The organism is Rhodococcus sp. JCM 9793 (assembly GCF_055380405.1).
In genome coordinates, this window is record NZ_AP043721.1 from 635,321 (window position 1) to 658,321 (window position 23,001).

General features: G+C 65.3%; 25 protein-coding genes. 18 read left to right on the top strand and 7 right to left on the bottom strand.

Features of this window, described 5'->3' with window-relative positions:
* Positions 1-9 precede the first annotated feature (9 nt).
* Positions 10-1,629 (top strand): glycosyltransferase family 87 protein, encoded by a 1,620-nt coding sequence (locus tag ACZ46K_RS05085; RefSeq protein WP_464747004.1) that lies wholly within the window; start codon positions 10-12, stop codon positions 1,627-1,629.
* 23 nt (positions 1,630-1,652) lie between these two features.
* Complete coding sequence (locus tag ACZ46K_RS05090) at positions 1,653-2,117, top strand: RNA polymerase subunit sigma-24 (protein ID WP_464747006.1); 465 nt, start codon at positions 1,653-1,655, stop codon at positions 2,115-2,117.
* A 42-nt stretch (positions 2,118-2,159) separates the two neighbouring features.
* Here ACZ46K_RS05090 and ACZ46K_RS05095 read toward each other — a convergent pair whose 3' ends face one another.
* The 3 genes from ACZ46K_RS05095 to ACZ46K_RS05105 are packed head-to-tail and all read right to left on the bottom strand — an operon-like array spanning position 2,160 to position 4,286.
* Positions 2,160-2,573 (bottom strand): DUF2752 domain-containing protein, encoded by a 414-nt coding sequence (locus ACZ46K_RS05095; protein WP_054806385.1) that lies wholly within the window; start codon positions 2,571-2,573, stop codon positions 2,160-2,162.
* Between the two features lie 7 nt (positions 2,574-2,580).
* Complete coding sequence (locus ACZ46K_RS05100) at positions 2,581-2,925, bottom strand: CD225/dispanin family protein (protein WP_464747008.1); 345 nt, start codon at positions 2,923-2,925, stop codon at positions 2,581-2,583.
* A complete protein-coding gene (locus ACZ46K_RS05105) occupies positions 2,922-4,286 on the bottom strand; it encodes a glycosyltransferase 87 family protein (protein WP_054810140.1) in 1,365 nt (454 codons plus the stop codon). The genes ACZ46K_RS05100 and ACZ46K_RS05105 overlap by 4 nt, the downstream gene beginning before the upstream one ends.
* A 129-nt stretch (positions 4,287-4,415) precedes the next feature.
* Here ACZ46K_RS05105 and rpsF point away from each other — a divergent pair, with 129 nt between their 5' ends.
* From rpsF to ACZ46K_RS05135, 6 genes are all read left to right on the top strand, one after another.
* On the top strand, positions 4,416-4,703 hold the full coding sequence (gene rpsF / locus ACZ46K_RS05110) for a 30S ribosomal protein S6 (protein ID WP_054806386.1): 288 nt from the start codon (positions 4,416-4,418) through the stop codon (positions 4,701-4,703).
* A 64-nt stretch (positions 4,704-4,767) separates the two neighbouring features.
* Positions 4,768-5,292, top strand: coding sequence for a single-stranded DNA-binding protein (locus ACZ46K_RS05115; protein WP_054806387.1), 525 nt, complete (start codon positions 4,768-4,770; stop codon positions 5,290-5,292).
* 40 nt (positions 5,293-5,332) lie between these two features.
* On the top strand, positions 5,333-5,575 hold the full coding sequence (gene rpsR, locus ACZ46K_RS05120) for a 30S ribosomal protein S18 (RefSeq protein WP_054806388.1): 243 nt from the start codon (positions 5,333-5,335) through the stop codon (positions 5,573-5,575).
* Positions 5,576-5,591: 16 nt separating this feature from the next.
* Positions 5,592-6,047: a 50S ribosomal protein L9 gene (gene rplI, locus ACZ46K_RS05125; RefSeq protein ID WP_054806389.1), complete on the top strand. Its 456-nt coding sequence runs from the start codon at positions 5,592-5,594 to the stop codon at positions 6,045-6,047.
* A gap of 515 nt (positions 6,048-6,562) precedes the next feature.
* Positions 6,563-9,745, top strand: coding sequence for a replicative DNA helicase (gene dnaB / locus ACZ46K_RS05130; RefSeq protein ID WP_464747010.1), 3,183 nt, complete (start codon positions 6,563-6,565; stop codon positions 9,743-9,745).
* Positions 9,746-9,778: 33 nt separating this feature from the next.
* The gene (locus ACZ46K_RS05135; RefSeq protein WP_464747012.1) at positions 9,779-10,228 is read left to right on the top strand and encodes an AAA family ATPase; all 450 of its coding nucleotides are present in this window, start codon (positions 9,779-9,781) and stop codon (positions 10,226-10,228) included.
* Positions 10,229-10,243: 15 nt separating this feature from the next.
* Here ACZ46K_RS05135 and ACZ46K_RS05140 read toward each other — a convergent pair whose 3' ends face one another.
* Together ACZ46K_RS05140 and ACZ46K_RS05145 are read right to left on the bottom strand one after the other, a co-directional pair.
* On the bottom strand, positions 10,244-10,438 hold the full coding sequence (locus ACZ46K_RS05140) for a ferredoxin (RefSeq protein ID WP_054806391.1): 195 nt from the start codon (positions 10,436-10,438) through the stop codon (positions 10,244-10,246).
* Between the two features lie 79 nt (positions 10,439-10,517).
* The gene (locus ACZ46K_RS05145; protein ID WP_054806392.1) at positions 10,518-11,786 is read right to left on the bottom strand and encodes a cytochrome P450; all 1,269 of its coding nucleotides are present in this window, start codon (positions 11,784-11,786) and stop codon (positions 10,518-10,520) included.
* Positions 11,787-12,037: 251 nt separating this feature from the next.
* On the opposite strand from ACZ46K_RS05145, the gene ACZ46K_RS05150 reads away from it, so the two are divergent.
* The 3 genes from ACZ46K_RS05150 (at position 12,038) to lipB (ending at position 14,126) form a co-directional block, all read left to right on the top strand.
* Positions 12,038-12,733 carry a TetR/AcrR family transcriptional regulator gene (locus ACZ46K_RS05150; protein ID WP_464747015.1) on the top strand — a complete coding sequence of 232 codons (696 nt, stop codon included), beginning with the start codon at positions 12,038-12,040 and terminating at the stop codon, positions 12,731-12,733.
* A gap of 30 nt (positions 12,734-12,763) precedes the next feature.
* Positions 12,764-13,372: a hypothetical protein gene (locus ACZ46K_RS05155; protein ID WP_054807828.1), complete on the top strand. Its 609-nt coding sequence runs from the start codon at positions 12,764-12,766 to the stop codon at positions 13,370-13,372.
* 85 nt (positions 13,373-13,457) lie between these two features.
* Positions 13,458-14,126 (top strand): lipoyl(octanoyl) transferase LipB, encoded by a 669-nt coding sequence (lipB, locus tag ACZ46K_RS05160; protein ID WP_464747017.1) that lies wholly within the window; start codon positions 13,458-13,460, stop codon positions 14,124-14,126.
* A 51-nt stretch (positions 14,127-14,177) separates the two neighbouring features.
* Here lipB and ACZ46K_RS05165 read toward each other — a convergent pair whose 3' ends face one another.
* Positions 14,178-15,110: an alpha/beta hydrolase gene (locus tag ACZ46K_RS05165; protein ID WP_464747019.1), complete on the bottom strand. Its 933-nt coding sequence runs from the start codon at positions 15,108-15,110 to the stop codon at positions 14,178-14,180.
* 197 nt (positions 15,111-15,307) lie between these two features.
* Between ACZ46K_RS05165 and ACZ46K_RS05170 the strand changes: the two genes are divergently transcribed.
* Positions 15,308-16,483, top strand: coding sequence for a macrolide family glycosyltransferase (locus ACZ46K_RS05170; protein WP_464747021.1), 1,176 nt, complete (start codon positions 15,308-15,310; stop codon positions 16,481-16,483).
* 13 nt (positions 16,484-16,496) lie between these two features.
* Here the strand turns inward: ACZ46K_RS05170 and ACZ46K_RS05175 are convergent, their stop codons facing one another.
* Positions 16,497-16,907, bottom strand: a complete 411-nt coding sequence (locus tag ACZ46K_RS05175; protein ID WP_464747023.1) for an SRPBCC family protein — start codon at positions 16,905-16,907, stop codon at positions 16,497-16,499.
* 122 nt (positions 16,908-17,029) lie between these two features.
* Between ACZ46K_RS05175 and ACZ46K_RS05180 the strand changes: the two genes are divergently transcribed.
* The 6 genes from ACZ46K_RS05180 (at position 17,030) to ACZ46K_RS05205 (ending at position 22,993) form a co-directional block, all read left to right on the top strand.
* Positions 17,030-18,337, top strand: coding sequence for an alpha-hydroxy-acid oxidizing protein (locus tag ACZ46K_RS05180; RefSeq protein ID WP_054807696.1), 1,308 nt, complete (start codon positions 17,030-17,032; stop codon positions 18,335-18,337).
* Between the two features lie 16 nt (positions 18,338-18,353).
* A complete protein-coding gene (locus ACZ46K_RS05185; RefSeq protein ID WP_464747024.1) occupies positions 18,354-19,352 on the top strand; it encodes a 2-dehydropantoate 2-reductase in 999 nt (332 codons plus the stop codon).
* A gap of 47 nt (positions 19,353-19,399) precedes the next feature.
* The gene (locus tag ACZ46K_RS05190) at positions 19,400-19,936 is read left to right on the top strand and encodes a methylated-DNA--[protein]-cysteine S-methyltransferase (protein WP_464747026.1); all 537 of its coding nucleotides are present in this window, start codon (positions 19,400-19,402) and stop codon (positions 19,934-19,936) included.
* 115 nt (positions 19,937-20,051) lie between these two features.
* Positions 20,052-21,017, top strand: coding sequence for a pirin family protein (locus tag ACZ46K_RS05195; RefSeq protein ID WP_464747028.1), 966 nt, complete (start codon positions 20,052-20,054; stop codon positions 21,015-21,017).
* A gap of 204 nt (positions 21,018-21,221) precedes the next feature.
* Positions 21,222-22,250 carry a hypothetical protein gene (locus ACZ46K_RS05200; protein WP_054805911.1) on the top strand — a complete coding sequence of 343 codons (1,029 nt, stop codon included), beginning with the start codon at positions 21,222-21,224 and terminating at the stop codon, positions 22,248-22,250.
* Positions 22,235-22,993 (top strand): hypothetical protein, encoded by a 759-nt coding sequence (locus ACZ46K_RS05205; RefSeq protein WP_464747030.1) that lies wholly within the window; start codon positions 22,235-22,237, stop codon positions 22,991-22,993. Before ACZ46K_RS05200 ends, ACZ46K_RS05205 begins: the two co-directional genes overlap by 16 nt.
* Positions 22,994-23,001 lie beyond the last annotated feature (8 nt).

The following is a 23,001-nucleotide window of genomic DNA, read 5'->3' on the forward strand; positions in this document are numbered from 1 at the left end:
CCTCTCGGCGTGACCGTCAACGAGGAGGCTGCGCTCAGGGGACAGGTCTCTCCGGAGCCTCTCGCCGACGATCGTCGTTCCGTGGACTGGCGCGACACCCCGGGTCGAACCGACCCGATGGTGTCGCGCCTTTCTGCACTCGTCGGGGGTCCGGTCGGTCGGCACGCCCTGCTGGGACGCACCCGTTTCTTCACGCCGCTGCGGGCCATGCTGTTGCTCGCGGTGGTGTTCTTGGCGTTGGGCTGGTTCGGGAAGGCCGCGTGCATCCAGCAGGCGCCGCTCGGTCCCGACGGTGGACTCGGGTTGGACTGGAGCAACAACCGCCAGTACGTGGCGATGTGCTATTCCGACGTCGTTCCGCTCTACGGCGCGGAGCGACTCAACGAGGGCGCATTTCCGTACGCGACGTCGTGGGAGGAACCGGGCGCGGACGGGCAGATGCAGACCCGGTACATGGAGTACCCCGTTGTTTCGGGGCTCTACCAGTACGTATCGATGCGTGTCGCGAAGGCCTGGGACTCCGTGTCGTGGTTGCCCGGTGGGCTCCAGGTGGCGATCTACTTCAACGTCGTCGCATTGGGGCTTGCGTTCGCGTGGCTCGCGACAGTGTGGGCCACTGCCATGTCCGCGGGCCGGCGAGTGTGGGATGCCGCGCTCGTCGCAGCCTCGCCGCTCGTGATGGTCCACGCCTTCACGAACTTCGACGCCCTGGCCACGGCCTTCGCTGCGGGCGGCCTGCTCGCGTGGGCCCGACGTCGTCCTGTGCTTGCAGGCGTGTTGCTGGGGATCGGTGCCGCGACGAAGTTGTATCCGCTGCTGCTGCTCGGCCCCCTGCTGGTGTTGTGTCTGCGCACCGGCAAGATGCGCGCCTTCTTACGGACGCTCGGTGCCGCAGCAGGCGCGTGGCTCGCGGTGAATCTTCCGATCTTGCTGCTGTATCCGCAGGGGTGGTACGAGTTCTTCCGCTTGAATTCCGATCGCGGTGCCGACCCCGATTCGATCTACAACGTGGTGCGGTCGTTCGTCGGATGGCCCGATTGGTCACCATCGACCCTGAACATCGTGTCGCTGCTGTTGTTCGCGATCGCATGCGTCGCGATCGGATGGCTTGCGCTGACCGCACCGCGGCGTCCGCGACTGGCCCAGCTGTGTTTCCTGCTCGTGGCGGCATTCCTGTTCACCAACAAGGTGTGGAGCCCGCAGTATTCACTGTGGTTGGTCCCGCTGGCGGTGCTCGCGATACCGCACCGCAGGGTGCTGCTCGCCTGGATGACGGTCGATGCGCTCGTGTGGGTTCCGCGCATGTTCTATTACCTCGGTCCCGACAACAAGGGCGTGCCGGAGCAGTGGTTCACCGTGACGGTGGTGATCCGTGACATCGCGGTCCTGGCGTTGTGTGCAGTGGTGTTGTGGCAGATCCGGCATCCGGTCGACGATCCCGTCCGGTACGGATTCATCGACGACCCGGTCGGTGGTGTTCTGGACCAGGCACCCGATGCGCACCCATGGTGGTTACCGGGATGGTTGACACCGGCGCACCAGCGCGCAGCGCCGAAGTCGTCCCGCCCGGTTTCTTTCGATTCGGTTTCGTTCGATCGGAGAACAGCGGAGTCGCCGACGTCGACCTAGGCTTGTATCCGGAGGGAGGGGACATGACGACGGTGCGCGGCGGCGGGATACTCGGACACTTCACGATGTGTGAGCTCGCCTGGTCGGTGGCGGCAGGCGACGCGGCGGCGATGCCCGCCCTTCTGCGACAGCTGTATCCCCAGGTCTCCGCGTACTGCCGTGCGCGCGCCCGCGACACCGGCGTCTCGTTCACCGAGGCCGATCGTCTCGCCCTCGAGGTGTGCCACGCGATCCTCGCCGAGGTGTCGTCGGCAGCTGGTACCCAACAGCCGTTCGCGCGCCTTGCCTATGCGACCGCTGCCGATACCGCAGACTCCCGGTTCGCTCACCCCGGGGGCAGTGCCGGGACCCGCACCCAGCGGGAAATTCTGATTCTGCGCACGATCGTCGGCCTGGATCTCGAGCTCACTGCGATCGCATTGGGCATCAGCCCCCGGCGGGTACGCGCCGAGCAGCACGCAGCGCTGAAGTCGTTCCGCGCGGCATGAATCGAGCGATCTGCCTGATCGGGTGATCGATGGGCGGGCCGTTCAGATCCGTAGTGCGGTGAACGGCGCGACCGGAATGTTGCGCGCTACGAACCACATTGCGATCACCGCGAGCGTGATGTGTGGAGCCCACCGATATCGCTCCCAGCGGGGCATCGGTGTGTCGCGCACACGGCTCACGGTCCACACCCCGAACAGAGCGAGTAGTCCTACCGTCGCGACGACGCCCAGTGCATTGAACTGCAGTGCCGATGGAATATCCAGGTGCACAAGTGAATACAACATCCTTGACGCACCGCACCCGGGGCAGAGGATCCCGAATAGCGTGTAGGTGGGGCACGGCGGGATGATCCCTCCCGGGGTGGTCGGGTCGGCCCATGCCACGAATGCGCACGCGCACACCGCACCTACCGCGGCTGCGGCGGGAGCTTTCAGGCGTGCAAGCGTGCGTTCCATGAGGTCCTCAGTGCGTCGTGGCCACCACAGCGGCCCAGAACGCGACATAGGCCACGACGAGCGCGATCAGCCCGACAACCCAGATCACCGCCGACCAGATCGCCCAGGTCTTCGCTGAGCGTGCGGCTCTGTGTGCGTCGTCGAAACGTCCCTGGGCCCACAGAGTGTTGACCCGTGTCGCCTTGATCAGCGACACGATACCGATCGGCATGCAGAACACCACGGTTGCGACGATTCCCCAGACGAGGTTGTTCTCCGGTGGCCGGCCGTAAGGATGGAAAGGCGTGTTGTAGGCGCCCGGGGGCGGATATCCGCCCGGTCCGGATTGCGGGAACTGCTGATACGCATTCATACGCCGGTGCGCTCCTCGGGTCGTGTTCGGTGGACGGCGTGGCCCCCGGTCTCCTGCTGGGATCGAGTGCGCTCGGACGAGTTGAGGAAGACGAAGAACAACACGATCAACAGTAGTGCGCGCCCCCATACTCCGATGTGGACGAGCGTGAGCGGCAGTGCGGGGTCGATGTTGCCGGCGGTCGAGTCGAACCAGAGGAAGACACCGATGCCCATCGACAGGTCGACGAGAAGATACGTTGCGATGAGTTGCCACGGGATGCGCAGCAGCACGAACAGGGGCAGAAGCCACAGCGTGTACTGCGGGGAATGCACCTTGTGGAGCAGCAGGAAACCGCACAGCATCGCGGAGGCCACTGGGAGCCACGGGTAGACGCCGTCGCGGAGATACCGGCGCCACCCGAGCCACATCGCGACCGCGATCGCCGCGAGCATCAGCACCGGCGATGCGACCGCGACCGCGTCGTTGTACTCGGAGGTGACGTCGTGTCCCTGATAGTGACCCATCAGTGGACGCAGTCCCCAGTACCAGATCGAGTTGCTGGTCGCGTCCGCCTCGCGGTTCTGCTGGAACGTGAACGACGCGCGCCACCCCTCGAAACCGAGAATCGCGAACGGAAGATTCACCACGACGACGGTCGCCACAGCGGTGCCCGCGACGGCGAGGGCACCACGAACATCACGTTGCGCGCCGACCGTGCCGTTCGCGCGGTGAGCTGTGCCGCCTGTGAAGACATAGGCGATGAGCGGCAGGACGAACAGTCCGGGATAGAGCTTGAGACAGAACCCGATGGCGAACAGAGCCGCGGCGACCATCCCGCGGGTACGTAGTGACCACCGCTGCGTGCCCACGATCGCGATGGCAAGGACGGCCACCGCGACCACGGGAAGGTCCCAGTTCAAGAACGCGTACAGCACCAGCGGTGGGGTGGCCGACCACCACAGTGCATCCCACCCGGCGGTCCGTCCGAGAATCCACGCGGTGAGCAACCCGAACGGCGCGAGCAGCAGTGCGGAATACAGCAGGAAATCGGCGTCGGTCTCCGCGAACAATGCCCCCACCCACATGAGGACGCCGCCGAGCACGGGGTACTCGACGGTGCCGCCCGTGAGGTTGCCGCCCGCGGTGATGCCGCCGTCCACGAACGGGAACTGGTGGAGGTTGATCCCGCGCCCGAGCCACAGTTGCTGGATGTCGGAATAGCAGACGGTTGCGTCCTTGACCTCGTCGAACTGCATCGAGCGGCCGAAGAGATCGAAGGGGGGGCCTGCGCAGCGGGCCTTGTTGAGGTAGCCGAGCACCAGCAACAGCGCACACGTGGCGACCGCGACGAGCGCGGGAAGGAATCGGCTCGTGCGCATGTCCTCACCCTAAGTCAGTTTCGCTGGTCAGGCCGCAGTCATGTACCCTTCTTGGGTTGCTGACGCAACGACCCTCCTGTCACGGATCGTCCGTGACCGTTCACAGTCCATAGGAGGTGATGAGGTCTTATGCGTCATTACGAATTGATGATCATCCTGGACCCCAGCCTGGATGAGCGCACCGTCGCTCCCTCGCTGGATACGTTCCTCAACGTGATCCGCCAAGAAGGCGGCAAGGTCGACAAGGTCGACGTGTGGGGTAAGCGTCGTCTCGCATTCGAGATCGCCAAGAATGCCGAAGGCATCTACGCGGTCGTCGACATCAGCGCGACACCCGCTGCGGTTGCAGAGCTGGATCGCCAGCTCGGCTTGAACGAATCGGTGCTTCGCACCAAGGTTCTGCGCCTCGGAAAGTGAGCCTGTCGGCGCTTGGCCGTAGGCTCTGGCGCATCAGGACTCCACACACTGCAGGAGGAACCACATGGCAGGCGACACCGTCATCACCGTGGTCGGCAATCTGACCGCCGATCCAGAACTGCGTTTCACCCCGTCGGGTGCCGCGGTCGCGAACTTCACCGTCGCGTCCACGCCCCGGATGTTCGACCGTCAGTCCAATGAATGGAAAGACGGCGAGGCTCTCTTCATGCGCTGCAACATTTGGCGTGAGGCAGCCGAGAACGTGGCCGAGAGCTTGACTCGAGGATCCCGCGTGATCGTGCAGGGCCGGCTGAAGCAGCGCAGCTATGAAACGCGTGAAGGCGAGAAGCGCACTGTCGTGGAGCTCGAGGTCGACGAGATCGGCCCCTCGCTCCGTTACGCCACGGCCAAGGTCACCAAGGCCAGTCGTGGCGGTGGCGGAGGCGGCTTCGGTGGTTCCTCCGGTGGATCGGGCGGTGGGCGCCCCAGTTCCAACGCCAACGCCAATGTCGGCGGGGACGACCCGTGGAGCAACGCTCCTGCGGGTGGTTCCTTCGGCGGCGGCGGGGACGACGAGCCCCCGTTCTGATCCGACCTTCGATCGGAACATCTAAGTACGGAGACAGACCATGCCTAAGTCGCCCGCGCGCGAGAAGGTTTTGAAGAAGAAGGTCTGCGCCTTCTGCAAGGAAAAGAATGTGCAGATCAACTACAAGGACACCACGCTGCTGCGTAAGTACGTCAGCGATCGCGGCAAGATCCGCGCTCGCCGCGTCACCGGCAACTGCGTGCAGCACCAGCGTGACATCGCTGTTGCTGTGAAGAACTCCCGTGAGGTGGCTCTGCTTCCTTACGTCTCGACGACTCGCTAAGGAAAGGGGAAACACGATGAAGCTCATCCTCACCGCCGACGTGGACAACCTCGGTGCGCCTGGCGACACCGTTGAGGTCAAGGACGGTTACGGCCGCAACTACCTGCTGCCCCGCGGACTGGCGATTGCCGCCACCCGTGGCGCCGAGAAGCAGGTTGCGGGCATCCGCCGTGCACAGGAGGCCCGTGCAGTGCGCGGCCTCGAGCACGCACAGGAGCTCAAGGCCGCCATCGAGGGCCTCGACAGCGTCTCGCTGGCAGTCAAGACCGCTGCCGACTCGGGCAAGCTGTTCGGCTCGGTCACCGCTGCCGACGTTGCAGGCGCGCTCAAGGCTTCCGGTGGCCCGGTTGTCGACAAGCGCATTGTCGTGCTGCCCAAGGCGCACATCAAGGCGACCGGCAAGCATGAGGTCGTTGTGAAGCTGCATCCGGATGTCACCGCGAAGTTCACGCTGAACGTCGTCGCTGCCTGATCCCGGTTTTCGAGGAGCCCCGCGCATATCGCGCGGGGCTCCTCGCCGTATGTGTACAACCTGTGGATGAAGCCTGTGGGATTCACCCGCTCTGTGATCCACAACATATCGTTTCTGGAACGAAACGATGGACACGCCCGGCTGTCGATGTGACCGTGACACGCCGAAATTCTTTTGCTCCACAGCTGTGAAGAGCAATTTGTCCGCCCTGAGCTGGGGTTAGGCGCGATGTGACATGCGTTCTCCCCAGGTTGTCCACAGAGGGTGCACAACCTGGTCCACGGGTTTCCACAGTTCATCCACAGATGTGTGCACAACCCGATTTGGTGAGGAGCATTCCTGTCCCTAACGTCGTGCACACGACTCCCTGTATGTGCCGGTATATGCCGGCATGTCGGTGGGGACGGGTAGAACGTGGATTGTGGATCCGGGCCGCAGGACCGGAGCTGTTCACGGAAAGTCCGTCGGCCGGGCATGACCGTGCTCGGTTCGGGATTCGGAAGGGTGGTATCGCGGTGGCAGTTGTGGACGATCGAGGCCACTCCGAGTACTCCGGACCGCCCGACGAGCCCGAGACCGATTTCGGGCGTCAGCCTCCCCACGACTATGTCGCGGAGCAGTCCGTGCTCGGCGGCATGCTGCTGAGCAAGGACGCCATCGCCGACGTCCTCGAAGTGCTTCATCCGGGCGACTTCTACAAGCCCGCGCACCAGTTCGTCTACGACTCGATCCTCGACCTCTACAGCCGAGGTGAGCCCGCCGACCCCGTCACGGTGTCGGCCGAACTCGATCGTAAGGGCGAACTCAAGCGCATCGGTGGACCCGCCTACCTCGTCACGCTCACCCAGACGGTCCCCACCGCCGCGAACGCCGGTTACTACGCCGAGATCGTCTCCGAGAAGGCCATCCTGCGCCGCCTCGTCGAGGCGGGCACACGCATCGTCCAGTACGGGTATGCGGGCTCCGAGGGGCAGGACGTCGCCGAGGTCGTCGATCGGGCCCAGGCCGAGATCTTCGATGTCTCCGAACGCCGCACCAGCGAGGATTTCGTTGCCCTCGAAGAGCTGCTGCAACCCACGATGGACGAGATCGACTCCATCGCCAGCCGCGGCGGCATCTCGGTCGGCGTTCCCACCGGGTTCGCCGAGCTCGACGAACTCACCAACGGCCTGCACGCCGGGCAGATGATCATCATCGCCGCACGCCCCGGTGTCGGCAAGGCACTCGCGCTCGACACTCCCCTGCCCACTCCCACCGGGTGGATCACCATGGGTGAGGTCACCGTCGGCGACGAACTGCTCGACGCCCACGGCGCACCGACCCGTGTCGTCGCGGCCACCGAGATCATGCACGACCGCCCGTGCTTCGACGTCGTGTTCTCCGACGGCACGGTGCTCGTCGCCGATGCCCAGCACCAGTGGCGCACCTCCGACGGCGCTGTCCGCACCACCGTCGAGCTCGCCGCCACTCTCGACGACGATCACGCCGTCGCCAACACCGCTCCCCTCCGGACACCCGCCGCCGACCTGCCCGTCCCGCCGTTCACGCTCGGTGCATGGCTCGGTGGCCCGTCGTCCGATCCGCACGTCCACATGCGCGTCGAAGGTGAAGGCGGGTGCACCGAGGCAATGATGGCGTTCGGTGCGCACATTCCCGCCGAATATCTGCGGGCGTCGGAGGAACAGCGCCGCGATCTGCTGGCCGGGCTCCTGGACGCCGGAGGCACCATCGACGGCAACGGCACCATCCGATTCACCTCGGACTGTGCACGCCTCGTCGGGGATGTCTCCGAACTGATCGCCGGCCTGGGCCACACCTACACCGTCGACGGGGGCGAGGTGGCGTTCGAGACCGACGACGACGTCTTCGTCCTCCCCAGCAAGGCCCTTCTGCACAAGGAGTGCCGAGCCCCCGTGACGGCCGAGCGGCGCATCGTTGCGGTGCGACCGGCGAAGTCGGTGCCGGTGCGCTGCGTCGAGGTCGACGGCGAGCACATGTACCTTGCCGGTCGCGCGATGGTGCCCACCCACAATTCGACGCTCAGCATGGACTTCATGCGGTCGTGCTCGATCAAGCACGGCATGGGCTCCGTCATCTTCTCCCTGGAAATGGGACGCACGGAGATCGTCATGCGACTGCTCTCCGCGGAAGCGAAGATCAAGCTCGGCGACATGCGGTCCGGTCGCATGACCGACGACGACTGGACCCGGCTCGCGCGTCGCATGAGCGAGATCAGCGAAGCACCGCTGTACATCGACGACTCACCGAACCTGACCATGATGGAGATCCGCGCAAAAGCGCGGCGACTCAAGCAGAAACATGACATCAAACTGATCGTCATCGACTACCTGCAGCTCATGACATCCGGCAAGAAGGTCGAGTCGCGGCAGCAGGAAGTCTCCGAGTTCTCGCGAAGCCTCAAGCTTCTCGCGAAGGAACTCGAAGTTCCCGTCATCGCGGTCTGTCAGCTCAACCGTGGTCCCGAGCAGCGAACCGACAAGAAGCCGCAGGTGTCCGACCTTCGTGAGTCGGGTTGCCTCCCTGCATCCACCCGGATCCTGCGCGCGGATACCGGCGCGGAGGTCACTCTCGGGGAGCTTCTCGAGACCGGTGAGCAGCCGCTCGTGTGGTCGCTGGACGAGCGGATGCGCATGGTCGCGCGGCCGATGACGAAGGTCTTCCCCAGCGGCCGTAAGGAAGTGTTCCGGCTGCAGCTCGCATCCGGACGTCGGGTGGAAGCGACGGCGAACCATCCGTTCCTCACCGTCGACGGGTGGATGCCTCTCGGCGAGTTGATGGTCGGCGGGCGTGTCGCGGTGCCGCGTGCTCTGCCCGCCCCGACCGACATGGTCACTTCCTCCGAAGACGAGATCGTCGAACTCGCCCTCCACGCCGTCGCCGATGCCGCGGTGCCGTCGCGTGTGTTCGCGTTGCCGAAGGATCAGGTCGCTGCGCTGCTCTGCCACGTGTGGGAAGACAGCGGCGTCCTCGCCTGGGACATGGACGCAGAACAGGCGATGATCCGGTACTCGACGGCCGAACGGCGTTTCGTCGACGATCTGGCCGTTCTGTTACTGCGGATCGGTGTGTTCTCGCAGATCACCGAAACCGCGTCGGGCTACGACCTGCGCGTGACCGACCCGGACGGGCAAGCGGTGTTCCTGCACGACGTCGGCGCCCACGGCACGGCAGCGCAGTGGGTGCTGACGCAGCTCGGGCCAAAGCTGACGCGGCGTAGCGCCGACGGTGTCACCCCCGAACTCGAGGCGTCGCTCGGAAGGCTCCTTGCGGTCGAGCGGTTCACGCCGAGCGAGCTCGTCGGTGCAGCGGCTTCGCGTTCCAACCTGGCCAAGGTGGCCGGAGTGCTCGACGACGCCGACATCGACATGGTCGCCACGAACAACGTGTACTGGGACGACATCGTCTCCGTCACGAGCCTCGGTGAGCAGGACGTGTTCGACGGAACCGTCCCGGGCACACACAATTTCGTGGCCGACGGCATCTCGGTGCACAACAGCCTCGAGCAGGACGCCGACATGGTGATCCTGCTGCACCGTCCCGATGCCTTCGAGCGCGACGACCCGCGTGGCGGCGAGGCCGACTTGATCGTGGGTAAGCACCGTAACGGCCCCACTGCCACCATCACGGTTGCGCACCAGTTGCACCTGTCGCGATTCGTGGACATGGCGCGAGGCTGAACTTTCCTCCGCTTGCGCGGGTTTCCGTCGGTCGTGAGGCAACGGGAACCCGTGGTACCGGAGGAGAGTTCACACGTCGCTGCCCACGACGGCCCGGTCATCGTGCCCATGACGTTGGTGGAACCGGACTATTTCGACGAGGTCATGGCGGGCCTGGCTGCCGAGAACATCGACATCCGGCACTTCTCCCTCGTCGCATCACCCGAGACCCTCCGCCGCCGACTACAGACCCGCACCGGTTACTGGCTCGGTCGTGCAGTCGGACGGGAGGAGACCTGGGCCATGCAACAGATCCCGCGCTGCGTCACTGCGCTTGCCACGGAACGATTCGCTGAACACGTCGACACCGATGGCCGCGCGATCGACGAGGTTGTCGAAGACATCGCGGCGCGTGCGGGCCTGGATCTCACCCACGACCGACTGCCGCTCGTCCGCCATCAGTTGCGGCGAGCGGCAGTCGGCGTCCGCCACATCAGGATGTGAGCAAGGGACGCGGCGTCAGTCTTCCGAGATCTGGATGGCGATCCGTGGACAACTTCCCGCCGCCCTGCGCGCAGCGTCCTGCAGTTCCGGTGCGGGGTTGTCCTCGAGGATCGTCACGATGTCCTCGTCGCCGAGCTGAAACAACTCCGGGGCACTCGCTTCGCACAGGCCGTGTGCTTCACAGAGATCCGTATCCAGTGTGACCTTCATCTGCTCTCCAAGGGGCTGGTGTCGAGCCCGGCGCAGCCCCCGAGAGCTGCTGCGCCGGACATTCCTACGTGTTCGGTGATCAGCCGATGGGGTCGTACTGCAGGTGCAGATTGTTCAACCCGCGCAGGAGGTAGGTGGGTTCCCAGGTGAACTTCCGATCGGATTCGGGGCCGTGTTCCGCGTCGTCGAGTTTGATGTCGCCCATGCGGTCCAGGAACCGCTCGATGCTGACCTTCGCTTCGACACGCGCCAACGGACCTCCCGGGCAGGAGTGCACACCGCGGCCGAAAGCGATGTGTTCACGCAGGTTTTCACGGTCGACGCGGAATTCCGCAGGGCATTCGAAGCGGTCCGGGTCGCGGTTGATCGCGCCGGGCAGAATCGCCACCGGAGTGCCCGCGGGGAGGTCCATTCCGCGCAGCGTGGTGTTCTTCAACACCAGCCGGAAGTCGGTCTTCACCGGGCTCTCTATACGGAGGGTTTCCTCGATGAACGCTGGAATGAGATCGCGGTCGTCGCGCAGTTGCTTCTGGATGTCGGGTCGCTCGGCGAGGACCTGGATGGACGAACTGAGCAGTCGGGCAGTCGTTTCCTGGCCTGCGGCGAACAGGAAGGTCGCCAATCGCACCACATCGATGACCTCGGGCAGGGTGCCGTCGGGGAAGGTGGCGGTCGCGAGGTCGGTCAGGACGTCGGCGCGGGGGTTCTTGCGGCGGTCCTCGATGTAGCCGCTGAACTGGGCGTCGAGCCACTCGAGCGGATTGACCTGGAGTTCCTCGTTCTCGTCGAGAGTGCGGGCGGTCGCGGTGAGCAGCTTGTCGCGGAACTGATCGTGGTCTTCTTCCGGAACACCGAGCAGATCTGCGACGACGATCAGCGCGAACGGTTTCGCGTAGTCGTTGAGCAGTTCCATGCGGCCGCTCTCGAAGAAGGTGTCGATCTGCTTGTCGGCGAGACGCCACATGAACTCTTCGTTCTCCTTGAGCCGCTTCGGCGTCAGGAGTCGTTTGAGGAGGGCCCGCTGGGCTGTGTGTTCCGGCGGATCCATCGTGACCATGTGCTCGTTCAACGGCAGTTGGTCGCGGTGCGCGGCGAGTTGAGCGGTGATGTCGTCGCCCTCGGGGGTGAACGGCAGTGGAGGGAACGGTCCGAGGAACGCGTTGGCGGACGAATACACCTCGTGGTTGCGGTACACCTCGACGGCTTCTTCGTAGCCGGTCACCGCGACCACCCCGTGGTGGGGCATATGGGTGACTGGGCACTTCGATCGCAGGTGCTCGAAGTACGGGTAGGGATCTTCCACCAGGGATGCGTCGGTGAAGAAATCGATCTCGTCGAAGCCGGTCAAGTCTGCCTCCTCTTCGGGGTGTGCCACGGCGTCGTCGCACACGGGATCTTCAAGCACGGCCTGGGCGAACGGCGGGGCTGTGCCGTGCGGTAACCGGATATCCGATTGCGAGAATACGGTATTAATTCCCGCATGGGAAGAATCATTCGCGAATTCTCATCGATACAACAGACCCGCAGGTCACGGACTCGGGACGGCGTCGGGACAGGAGGGCCACCTTGCGTCGAAGCCGGAGATCGTAGGCTTGCCGAGTGAGCAGCGAGGAGATGGTCCGCGGCGCGGGTGCGCGACGCCGCCGCGGCCGGCCCAGCAAGATCAGCCGCGACCGGATCGTCGCCGCGGCACGATCGCTGCCCCCCGACACGCTCACGATGCAGGCCGTGGCAGACGAACTGGGTGTCGACCGGAAGGCCCTCAACTACTACGTCAGCGACCGGCAGGGCCTGCTCGAGCTGGTAGCGCTGGATGTCTTCGAATCCGCGATCCGCGGCGTCGACACACCGGAAAGCCAGGACTGGCGCCAAGTGCTCCGGTCCTGCGCTCGAGCGATGAAAGAGGCGCTGACGGCGGCGGGCGTCCTCATCGTCTACATCCGGTTCGACGGAATGACCGACCTCGGCGCTCTCACAACAGTGGAGCGGATCATGGAACGCCTGGTGCGCGCAGGGTTCGACGCCGAAGAGGCGGGGCGCGTGATCACGCTCCTCGCCGTGATCGCGCACGCGGCGGCGCGCGAGGACATTGCCGCGGCGTCGGGAGCCGCCGATCCGCAGGTGGACGATGTCGTGCGAACGGTGGAAGCCGGATCGCCGGAAGATCTTCCGCTACTTCACGGGTTCGCATTGAGCCGTGAAGCGCAGTCCCGAGCAGTCGAGCAGTTCGAGTTCGAATTGGATCTGATCGTCGACGGCCTGGACAGGCGTCTCGAACAGCGCCGCATCGGCTGAGGACCGCCGGCGTCGGCGATACTCGATGGTATGGCCATGATCAAGACCTATCGCCGCGACGCCGACGGTGTATTGCACTACCGCGAGGCGTGGAGCGAGAAAAGTGGAGTGCGGACCCACATGGGTGCCGTGGGCACCAAGGGAAGGACGCGTTTCCACTCGACACGTAGTCGGACATGGCCGGACAAACCCACAGCGACCGAGTTCCTCCACAATTTCACCGAGGAGAGCGCAGCAGACGGTTACTTCCCCGTGCCCGACGACGACCACGGCTGGCTGGTCCTCCAATGCTGGACGTTCACCGCCGATCTCTCGCACCCCGACGACCAGCGACTCTTCGAGCAGGGGCAGGACGCTCTCGACGAGCACCTCGGATGGCGCGGGGTGGGGCACTACGACGGCAATGATCTCGGCGGGAAACCTCCTGCCGGATACGACCTCGACGGAACCGTCATGAACCTCTTCTGCAAGGTGGTGGACACCGATCTCGGGGTCAAGGTGGTGCGAAGCTTCGCCCGGGCGTTCTCTCTCACGCCCTACCATGTCATCGCCACGCGTGAACCGGGCAACGACAACGACTACGTGCTGGCGTGGTCGCCCCGTAAGCGCGACAAGGACTTCGGGCTTTTCCGCCTCTGACTTCTTCCCCACCATCTCGTCTGGAAGTGGGTGAACGTGGACGGCGATGTTCAGGTGCACGATCCGGTCGCTAAAGTGAATCGATGTGAGCACGCACGGGTTGGTCGATCGTCCGCTTCGTCTCGTGGTCGACGACGACCCGGTCGACTACGACGCAGCGATGGCGCGAATGCAGGAGATGTACGAGGAGCGCCGCGAGTCGCAGCGACCCGACACACTCTGGTTGCTCAGCCACCCGTCGATCTTCACGGTCGGCGCCCGGACGAAGCCCGAGCATCTCCCGCTGGACGTCGGCATCCCTGTGAAGGAAACGCGTCGTGGTGGCCAGCTGACCTATCACGGGCCGGGCCAGATCGTGGGTTATCTCGTCGTCGAGCTTCGTGCAGGTGAGGGCGTCGTGGACTACGTCCGTGAGGTCGAACACCGCCTTGTCGACGCGCTCGACGCGTTGGGAGTTCCCGCCGAGCGGCGCGACACCCCGCGGGGCGCCGACCTGCTCACGGGGGTGTGGACGAAGAAGACCGGACGGAAAATCGTGTCCATCGGGATGCGGTCCGGCCGCGGCATCACCACCCATGGGTTCGCGCTCAACGTCGAAGGCGACATGCAGCCGTGGCATCAGGCCGTCGCATGCGGGCTTCCGGATGTCGAGATGACCAACGTCGAAACCGAATTGGCCGCGATCGGGCTCGTCTCCCCGGGGCTCGAGAAGGCGCGTGCCGCGTTGGCGACGGCGTTCCAGGCCACGTCCTGACATCGGCAACGTATCAGACTCCGCGTCAGTATCAGACTCCGCGTCATGGGATTACGAGGGAGTCAGCCGCTCCGCATCGTTGATTCCGAGTCGTTCGAGCATCCACGCATCGATACCGCAGCGCGCGGTCCGGGCAAGTGCGGTCGGGTGGCCCGTGAACCCGTGTGGCGACTCGGGATAGATCCGGAGCTCGACGTCGTTGTCGGCTGCGGACAGTCGACCGGCCATTGCGAGGTTGTCTTCCAACAGCACGTCGTGGGCCCCGACGACCAGCAACACCGGCGGTAGGCCGTGCAGGTCGGCGTAGATCGGGGAGATGTCCGGGTCGGTGCGGTCGGCGACGTGACCGACGTAGGCGCGGAGGAAATACTCGTCGGCGATCAGGCGCCCGGCGGGGGTCTGCGCGCTCATGTCGTAGGTACCGAACTGTAATGCCGCACCCGCAAACCCGTCGGCAATTCCCTTGTCCTGCAGTCGGAGCAACGTGGTGAGGGCGAGCGACGCGCCCGCCGAACGGCCCCCGATGATCAAGCGGGACGATCCGAAGTGGGACGCCGCATTCTCGACCAGCCATGCCGCGACGGCTTCGCAGTCGTCGGGTGCGGCGGGCCACGGGCATTCGGGTGACAGTCGGTAGCCGACGCCGACGACGGCCACGCCGAGACGGTCTGCGAGGTCGCGGTTGCGGACGTCGTCGCCGGCGGCCGAACCCATGTAGAAACCGCCGCCGTGGATGTTCAGGTAGACACCGCGAATCCGGCTGTCGGCGGGGAGCGTGATCCGGATGGGGACGCGGCCGTCGACCGTGTCCTCGACCGCCGGCGGCTCGGCTGCGGGTGGAACGGGTATCGCTGCCCGGACGGCCGTCAACTCCTCGGCGCCGGCGGGGCCGCGTCCGGCGGGCCTCGATGCATAGAACCTCCGGGCTTCGTCCACCTGCTCGGCCGGAACGTCGACCATCAGTGCATCCAGGGCAAACCGCACGGGCACTCCTCACAGTCGGGACCGGGACCAGAGTGAGCGTATACACGGCCTCTGATCGCCGATAAAATCGGATGCGCGAGCGGACATAGCGGGTTACGGTCGCGGCCATGGAATTACTTCGGATCTACAGCTGACGCCAACGTACGCATTCCCCGCTCGATGTCCATGCTCCGCAGACCCGAAATGAGTGGTACTACATGTCCGTTCGTCGCGCACATATCGCGATGGTCGGTGTCCCCGCCGTCAGCCACGTCCTGCCGAGTCTCGAGATCATCCGCGAATTGGTTGCCCGTGGCCACCGGGTGACATACGCCAACGACCCGGCAGTGGCCGAGCTGATCGAGAGCACCGGCGCCGAACTCGTCCCCGTGTCCTCCGAATTGCCGGTGGCCGAAAATGATTGGCCCGACGATCCCATAGCAGCGATGACCCTGTTCCTCGACGATGCGATCCGGACGCTCCCCCAATTGCGTGCTGCCTACGACGACGATCCGGCGGACCTGTACCTGTACGACATCGGCGCCTACGCTGCGCGTGCCCTCGCCGAATCGCAGGGCAGACCCCTGATGCAGCTGTCGCCGACGTTCGTCTCCTGGGAGGGATACGACCAGGAGGTCGCGGCGCAGTTGTGGGAACTGCCGGGTGCCGACGCATACAGGACGAAGTTCTCGCGATGGCTGGCGGAGTGCGGGGCAACCACTACCGACGTGGATATCTTCCCCAACCGTCCCGCCCATGCTCTTGCGTTGATCACGCGGGCGATGCAACCGCAGTCCGACAGGGTCGACACCGACACGGTGACCTTCGTGGGCCCCTGCTTCGAGCTGCGCGGAGAGTCTGCTGCCTGGACTCGCCCCGTCGCCGCGGACAATGTGCTGCTGATCTCGCTCGGCTCCGCGTACACGCGGCAACCGGAGTTCTACCGGCAGTGCCTTGCGGCTTTCGGCGACCTGCCCGGCTGGCACGTCGTACTCCAGATCGGCAAGTACACCGATCCGCGGGAACTCGGAGACATCCCACCCAACGTCGAGGTGCACTCCTGGGTCCCGCAGCGGGCCGTTCTGGAGCAGACAGACGCCTTCATCACTCACGCCGGCATGGGTGGCTGCGGTGAAGGACTGCTGGCGGGCGTGCCGATGATCGCCGTGCCGCAGGCCGCCGAGCAGTTCATGAATGCCGACCGTCTCGTGGAGCTGGGAGTGGCCCGCCGCATCGATACGGAGGATGCCACGGCAGAGAATTTGCGTGCCGCGCTGACAGAGTTGCTCGACGGCGTAGCGGTCCGCAACCGTTCTGCACAGTTGCGAGCCGACGCCCTGGCCGAAGGCGGCACCTCGTGTGCCGCCGACCTCATCGAGGGCATGCTGTCCTGAACAGCCGCTGCTCCTACGATTCCAAGAGGTCGCGGAGGCGTTCGAGATCCGCCGCGACCGTCGTGGTGTCCCGATCGAATTCTTCGTCCGACAGGTCGATCTGACGCACGGTGAACAGCACCTCGGAGCCGTTCGGGTGCGCAAGTACACGCACCGGGTTGTTCACCGTCGTGCCCGACGGCAATGTGACGTCGTGGTCGAGTACGCCCAGGTCGTTGTGCTCGGTGAACTGCACCGTGACCCGGCCCATGGGCGAGTCCACCACGAGGGTGTCGCCGTCGCGTTCGACGTGACTCTGGGCCAAGCCGGACGCCCATCTGGGCAGGTTGTCGGGATTCGCCGCGAATTCGTACACCTCCGCCGGCGGACGTGCGATGACCTGACCGACATGACGGCTGCGGATGACCTTCGGATCGTTGCTCATGTAAGGAAACGTTATTGCGCGGCCCAACGGTTGTCTTCCGAAATCGGACCAGCGCAGCTGTTCCCTCAACCGCCGTTGTGGGGAAGGATCGGTGCACCACCGTGCTCGAGATAGGGGACCTCGTGACCGAAACCGCTGCTCCCGCGACGGCAGGCCCGGGCCGTGACCGCCAGGGTGTGGTCTACCGCGACGGTGCATCGGGGCGACGGCCTGCAGTGCCGACGGCATTCGGAGCCCTCGAACGGGCCGCGCGCAGCGCAAGTTCGAAGCGGGCGTGGGCGTATGTCGCGGGTGGTGCCGGTGACGGTCGCACGATGGTCAACAACCGGCGCGCGTTCGACCGGTGGGTGATCGTTCCGCGCATGGCGCACGGCGTCACCGAACGCGACCTGAGCACGACCGTGGTGAATACCTCGCTGTCGTCGCCGTTGCTGTTGGCGCCGGTGGGTGCGGGCGCGTTGATGGCTACCGACAGCGATCTGGCGATCGCACGGGCATCTGCCGTGACGGGCGTGCCGTACATCTTCTCCAACCAGGGCTGCAACCCGATGGAGGACTGCGCCGCTGCGATGGGCTCGGCTTCCCGCTGGTTCCAGCTCTACTGGAGTTCCGACGAAGAACTCGTCGACAGCCTGCTGCATCGCGCCGAGTCGTGCGGTGCCGAAGCCGTCGTCGTCACCTTGGACACGACGTCGCTGGGGTGGCGCCCGCAGGACCTGAACCTCGGATCGTTGCCGTTCGCGCGGGGCGAGGGCATCGCCCAGTACACCTCGGATCCGCGTTTCCGCGACATCGTCCGGCAGCGGATCGATGCGGCACGCGGAATGGTCACAGAGCGACCCGACGTCACGCCCGGTGCGATCCGCACGCTGATGTCGATGACACGCAACTATCCGGGCAAGTTCCTCGACAACCTCCGCTCCCCCGTGCCGCGCGCAGCGGCGGAGACGTTCCTCGACATCTACTCCAATCCGGGTCTGAGCTGGGAGCATCTGGCGACGCTCCGCGATCGCACGAGGTTGCCGATCGTGCTCAAGGGCATCCTCCATCCCGACGATGCGCGTCGCGCCGTCGATCTCGGGGTCGACGCGGTGGTGGTGTCGAACCATGGGGGACGGCAGATCGACGGCTCGATCGCGTCGCTCGATGCGCTCCTCGAGATCCGCTCTGCGATCGGCAGAGAGACGACCCTGTTGATGGACAGCGGAATCCGCAGTGGCGCCGACGTATTCGTCGCACTCGCGCTCGGCGCGGACGCGGTGCTGCTGGGCCGCCCGTACATGTACGGGTTGGCGGTCGCGGGGCAGCGGGGTGTCGAGGAGGTCATCCGCAACGTGATCGCCGAGTTCGACCTCACGATGGCTCTCACAGGTGCGCGGTCGGTCGCCGACATCGACGAGAGGTTCGTCCGCCCCAACCCGTCGTTCTGAGAAGGGATTGTCGTAGATGCCCAGGATCGTCGTGTACGGGGCAGGCAGCATCGGCTGTTATGTCGGCGGCCGGTTGGCCGGTGCGGGTACCGACGTCGTGTTCGTGGGCCGGCAACGGATCGCCGACGAGGTGCGTGAGCACGGACTTCGCGTCTCCGACCTGGACGGCGCCGACGTGCGGGTCGGGGCCGTCGACTACCGGACCGACCCGGACGCGGTCGCCGACGCATCGCTGGTGCTGGTGACCGTGAAGTCGTCCGCCACCCCGGACGTGGCCGCGACCCTGGCTCCGCTGCTGCGCGACGACGCGGTCGTCGTCAGTCTGCAGAACGGGTTGTCCAATGCGGCGGTGCTGCGCGAGAAGATCGACCGGCCGGTACTGACGGGAATGGTGCCGTTCAATGTGGCGGCGCAGGGCGAGGGGTGGTTCCATCAGGGATCCGAGGGTGGGATCGAGGTGGAGGACAGTGCACTGCTCGCGCCGTATCTGCCGCAGTTCGACGCGGCCGGACTGCCGTTGACCCGACGGTCCGATATGGATGCGGTGCTGTGGGCGAAGCTGCTGCTCAACCTCAACAACCCGATCAACGCACTGTCGGGGCTACCGCTGAAGACGGAACTGTCGCAACGTGCCTATCGTCGGTGCGTCGCCGCGGCCCAACGTGAAGCCCTCGCTGTCGGGCAACGGGCGGGACGCACCGCGGCGCGTCTGACGCCGCTGCCGCCGGAGTGGATCCCACGTCTGTTGACGGTGCCGGACATCGTGTTTCGCAACGTTGCGTCGTCGATGCTCGCGATAGATCCTCTCGCCAGGTCGTCGATGTGGGAGGACCTCGAGGCCGGGCGCGTCACCGAGGTCGACTGGATCAACGGTGAAGTGGTGCGGCTCGGTCGTGAGTACGGCGTTGTGACACCCGTGAACGACCGGCTCGTCGAGCTGATCCGCGACGCCGAGCGCGGCGGTCGGCGGACTTGGTCCGGTCCCGAACTGCTGGACGTTCTCCTCCGACGTTGAGTGTGCTCGGCACACGAGATGCTGTCGGTGCTCGCCGCCATACTGGGATGATGACGTGTTACACGCTGTTCGAGACCACACTCGGCAGGTGCGCGGTGGTGTGGCGCGACAGTGGTGTCGTCGGATTCCAGCTGCCCGAGCGCTCCGACGCGGCGACCACCACTCGCCTCCGTAATCTGTTTCCGGATGCGACGCCGGTGGAGCCCGGCCCACTCGCGCGTCGCGTCATCGACGGCGTGACCGCACTGCTCAACGGTGGATCCGATCCGCTGACGGATATCGACCTCGACCTGACCGGCCTACCGGACTTCGACCGCCGCGTCTATGCCGTTACTTGCACCATCGGGCCCGGCCGGACACGCACCTACGGCGAGGTCGCAGTCGCACTCGGCTCCCCTGGTGGCGCGCAGGCGGTGGGGCAGGCGCTGGGCCGCAATCCGATTCCGATCCTGGTTCCTTGCCATCGGGTGTTGGCGGCTCACGGTGCGGTGGGCGGTTTCTCCGCCTCCGGCGGCACGGTCACCAAACGTGCGTTGCTCGCCGCCGAACGGGTCCCGGGCTTCGACGACCCCACTCTGTTCTGACGGATACGCAGTCTGCAGATACGCAGGCGTGGGCATCGGGAATACGGCTCTGCTTTCTGCGTTGAGCTACGGTAGATGTAGTTGATTCATCAACTACCCGATATGAGGAGCGCCCATGCCTGCCGTGAACGTCGACAACATCCTCGCCCTACCGCGCGTGACCGAACCCGTACCGGGATCCGTCGCACGACCAGTTCTGTCGGTGACCACAGCACCCACCGGCTACGAGGGTGAAGGCTTCCCGGTCCGACGCGCATTCGCGGGCGTCGACCTCGGACGGCTCGACCCGTTCATCCACATGGACCAGATGGGCGAGGTCAACTACGCGCCCGGCGAACCGAAGGGCACCCCCTGGCATCCACACCGCGGCTTCGAGACCGTCACCTACATGATCGACGGGACGATGGAGCATCAGGATTCCCATGGTGGCGGCGGTGTCATCAGCGGTGGTGACACCCAGTGGATGACTGCCGGCGGCGGCATCCTGCACATCGAAGCCCCGCCGGAGCAACTCGTCATGACAGGTGGGCTCTTCCATGGCGTGCAGCTGTGGGTGAACCTGCCGAAGAGCGACAAGTTGGTGGCTCCTCGATATCAGGACATCTCCGGTAGCAAGGTGGCGCTGCTGTCCTCCACGGATGGAGGGGCACTGATCCGTGTCATTGCCGGCGAACTCGACGGCCACCACGGACCAGGATCCACGTACACGCCGATCACATTGGTGCACGCCACTATTGCGCCCGGCGCAAGCGTGACGTTGCCCTGGGATCCCGAGTTCAATGCCTTGACCTATGTTCTGGCCGGCAATGGCCTGATCGGCGTCGAGCAACGCCCCGTACGACACGGTCAGCTGACGGTGTTCGGTCGCGGCGAGACCATCACGATCGCCGCGTCGGACACCCAGGATTCACGTACCGAGTCGCTCGAGGTGTTCGTTCTGGGTGGTAGGCCGATTCGTGAACCGGTAGCGATGGCCGGACCATTCGTCATGAACACCAAGGCGGAAGTGCTCCAGGCCTTCGAGGACTTCCAGGAGGGGCGTCTCGGCTCTATCCCCGCCGACCACGACACCGTGGATTGAATCTGTTCGAGGCTCACCCGGCTCCTCGACATTCCTTGCGCATCGAGTGGGTGTTCCAGCGCGGTCACCGTCACCGGGCATCGGATGTCCTGGTGCCGGTGGCCGCATTCGTTAGTGGCCGTTAGTATCCGGTTTGATCTCGGGATTCGGCCGAATCAACGACACGGGTGCAGAAGCTGAACGGGTGCAGAAGGAGGACAGGTCATGATCTGCCCACACTGCAATCAGAATCTGCTGCGCAAGGAACGTGGCGACCGCACGTGCTCGACGTGCAAGCAGCGTTTCGCCCTCGAACCCAAAGAGAGCACCTACGGGCTACACGACCTGCGGCTGCTGAAACTCGTGGAGAAGCTTTCCGCTGGTCGCGGTTTGTATTCGACGGTGACGCAATTACGGTATACGGCTGCCCGACGTCGACTTCCGAATCTGAAAGAGGCCTACTGGACCATCGTCGGATCGTGGGTTGCGATCGTCGTCGTCCCGACGTACCTCTTGTCCATCCTTGTCGGTGCGGCCCTCGGCAGCTCTCGCTGGTGGATGATTCCCTTGTGCGGTCTCCTCGTTCTGGTGATCGGGCTCGCGGTGATCCGAGCGTCTTGGCCCCTGCTCCGCAGGCGCGCGCACGTCCGGATGCAGGTCAGCGACGAAGCATTCCGAGACGACGTACTCGATCCGTGGACATCGGTGTACGGCGGGCTGCCTCCCAGGGTCGTGTACGAGTCGTGGGTCATGATCCCGGAGGTCGCGCATCCCCGAATGGTGCTGCTCTGCGCTGATCCGAGCGTTCGGGCGTGCCTGGCCGCCAATCGGGTGCCGGAGGGGTTCGATATGGTGCTGGTCGAGAGCCTCGACCGGGTTCCGCCGGGGCTTCCGGTGCTGGTGCTGCACGACGCGAGTATTCCGGGGTTCGAGTTTGCGAAGCTCGCTCGTTCGATGCTCGGTGACCGGGTGCGCGCGGTCGGGTTGCGACCCCGATCCGTGATGGATGACGAGTCGGCTATCCGGCTGAGAGAGCCGGTGTCCGCACGGTCTGCGACGCAATTCCTCCACGACCCATTGTTCCCGAACGAAATCGAATGGCTGGACGACGGCTGGTGGTCCCCGATCGCGGCCATACCGCCGGCCCGACTGCTCGCAGCCGTCTCTGCAGCGGCAGGGCAGATCGAGGACGAGTCGGATCCCGACCGACGCTCCGCACGACAGCTGGGGTTCCTCTCATGGCCGACGGCATGACGGACAAGGTTCTCGACCGGCTCCTGCGCGGGGCCATCGAGCGAGCCGCCGCACCGAACGGAGTGCGGTTCACCGAACGCCAGCTCTACTTCGAACTGTGCCGCGGCCTGGTACCCGTACACAGGCTTCCGCGCCGCCCAGCGTTCACCGTCTCGGCACTCGTGCCGTATCGGGTGTTCCGCACGGCGCTGGATCGGCACGGCGACGTTCCCGGACTGCTGGATCCGGCTCTCCCCCTTCCGCGGGGCGTGGGCAGGTACACGAGGGAACCGGATCTGTTCGACTACGGACTACCGCGTCTACTGGTCTGCGAGTCGACGCAGGTTGCGGCGATGCTGCGAGCGAACGGAGTGCCGATGGAGTCGGCCTGCCCGGTCGTGAGCGCTGCGGACCTTCCACTCGATCCGGGAATTGCCGCAATGCTCGGCCGCGCCGGCGGCGCCACCGTATACGTGCTGCACGACGCGAGCGACGAAGGTCTCGCCTTCCCCGCCCGGTTGCCGTCTCTGACCGATATCCCGGACGAAGTGCGTGTCGCCGGAATCGGGCTCAGTCCGTCGCAGGCAGCGCCATTGCACTTGCCCCACGCACGCGGACGGGCTGTCGAGGTCGAATCGGTGAATCCCGCGGTCCTGTTGCGCACCGTCCATCGCCTGGTTCGAGGTATCCACCGCACGACCACACCGCTCGTCGACGTGCGGAGTGCGCGCCGAACGGGTTTCCTGACCTGGCCGACCGCATGAAGGAGCCA

Bases quoted from the DNA above. Each gene is read 5' to 3' on its own strand.
- ACZ46K_RS05090 (WP_464747006.1), top strand. From the start codon at position 1,653: ATGACGACGGTGCGCGGCGGCGGGATACTCGGACACTTCACGATGTGT.
- ACZ46K_RS05095 (WP_054806385.1), bottom strand. From the start codon at position 2,573: ATGGAACGCACGCTTGCACGCCTGAAAGCTCCCGCCGCAGCCGCGGTA.
- ACZ46K_RS05100 (WP_464747008.1), bottom strand. From the start codon at position 2,925: ATGAATGCGTATCAGCAGTTCCCGCAATCCGGACCGGGCGGATATCCG.
- ACZ46K_RS05105 (WP_054810140.1), bottom strand. From the start codon at position 4,286: ATGCGCACGAGCCGATTCCTTCCCGCGCTCGTCGCGGTCGCCACGTGT.
- rpsF (WP_054806386.1), top strand. From the start codon at position 4,416: ATGCGTCATTACGAATTGATGATCATCCTGGACCCCAGCCTGGATGAG.
- ACZ46K_RS05115 (WP_054806387.1), top strand. From the start codon at position 4,768: ATGGCAGGCGACACCGTCATCACCGTGGTCGGCAATCTGACCGCCGAT.
- rpsR (WP_054806388.1), top strand. From the start codon at position 5,333: ATGCCTAAGTCGCCCGCGCGCGAGAAGGTTTTGAAGAAGAAGGTCTGC.
- rplI (WP_054806389.1), top strand. From the start codon at position 5,592: ATGAAGCTCATCCTCACCGCCGACGTGGACAACCTCGGTGCGCCTGGC.
- ACZ46K_RS05140 (WP_054806391.1), bottom strand. From the start codon at position 10,438: ATGAAGGTCACACTGGATACGGATCTCTGTGAAGCACACGGCCTGTGC.
- ACZ46K_RS05155 (WP_054807828.1), top strand. From the start codon at position 12,764: ATGGCCATGATCAAGACCTATCGCCGCGACGCCGACGGTGTATTGCAC.
- ACZ46K_RS05170 (WP_464747021.1), top strand. From the start codon at position 15,308: ATGTCCGTTCGTCGCGCACATATCGCGATGGTCGGTGTCCCCGCCGTC.
- ACZ46K_RS05175 (WP_464747023.1), bottom strand. From the start codon at position 16,907: ATGAGCAACGATCCGAAGGTCATCCGCAGCCGTCATGTCGGTCAGGTC.
- ACZ46K_RS05185 (WP_464747024.1), top strand. From the start codon at position 18,354: ATGCCCAGGATCGTCGTGTACGGGGCAGGCAGCATCGGCTGTTATGTC.
- ACZ46K_RS05190 (WP_464747026.1), top strand. From the start codon at position 19,400: ATGATGACGTGTTACACGCTGTTCGAGACCACACTCGGCAGGTGCGCG.
- ACZ46K_RS05195 (WP_464747028.1), top strand. From the start codon at position 20,052: ATGCCTGCCGTGAACGTCGACAACATCCTCGCCCTACCGCGCGTGACC.
- ACZ46K_RS05200 (WP_054805911.1), top strand. From the start codon at position 21,222: ATGATCTGCCCACACTGCAATCAGAATCTGCTGCGCAAGGAACGTGGC.
- ACZ46K_RS05205 (WP_464747030.1), top strand. From the start codon at position 22,235: ATGGCCGACGGCATGACGGACAAGGTTCTCGACCGGCTCCTGCGCGGG.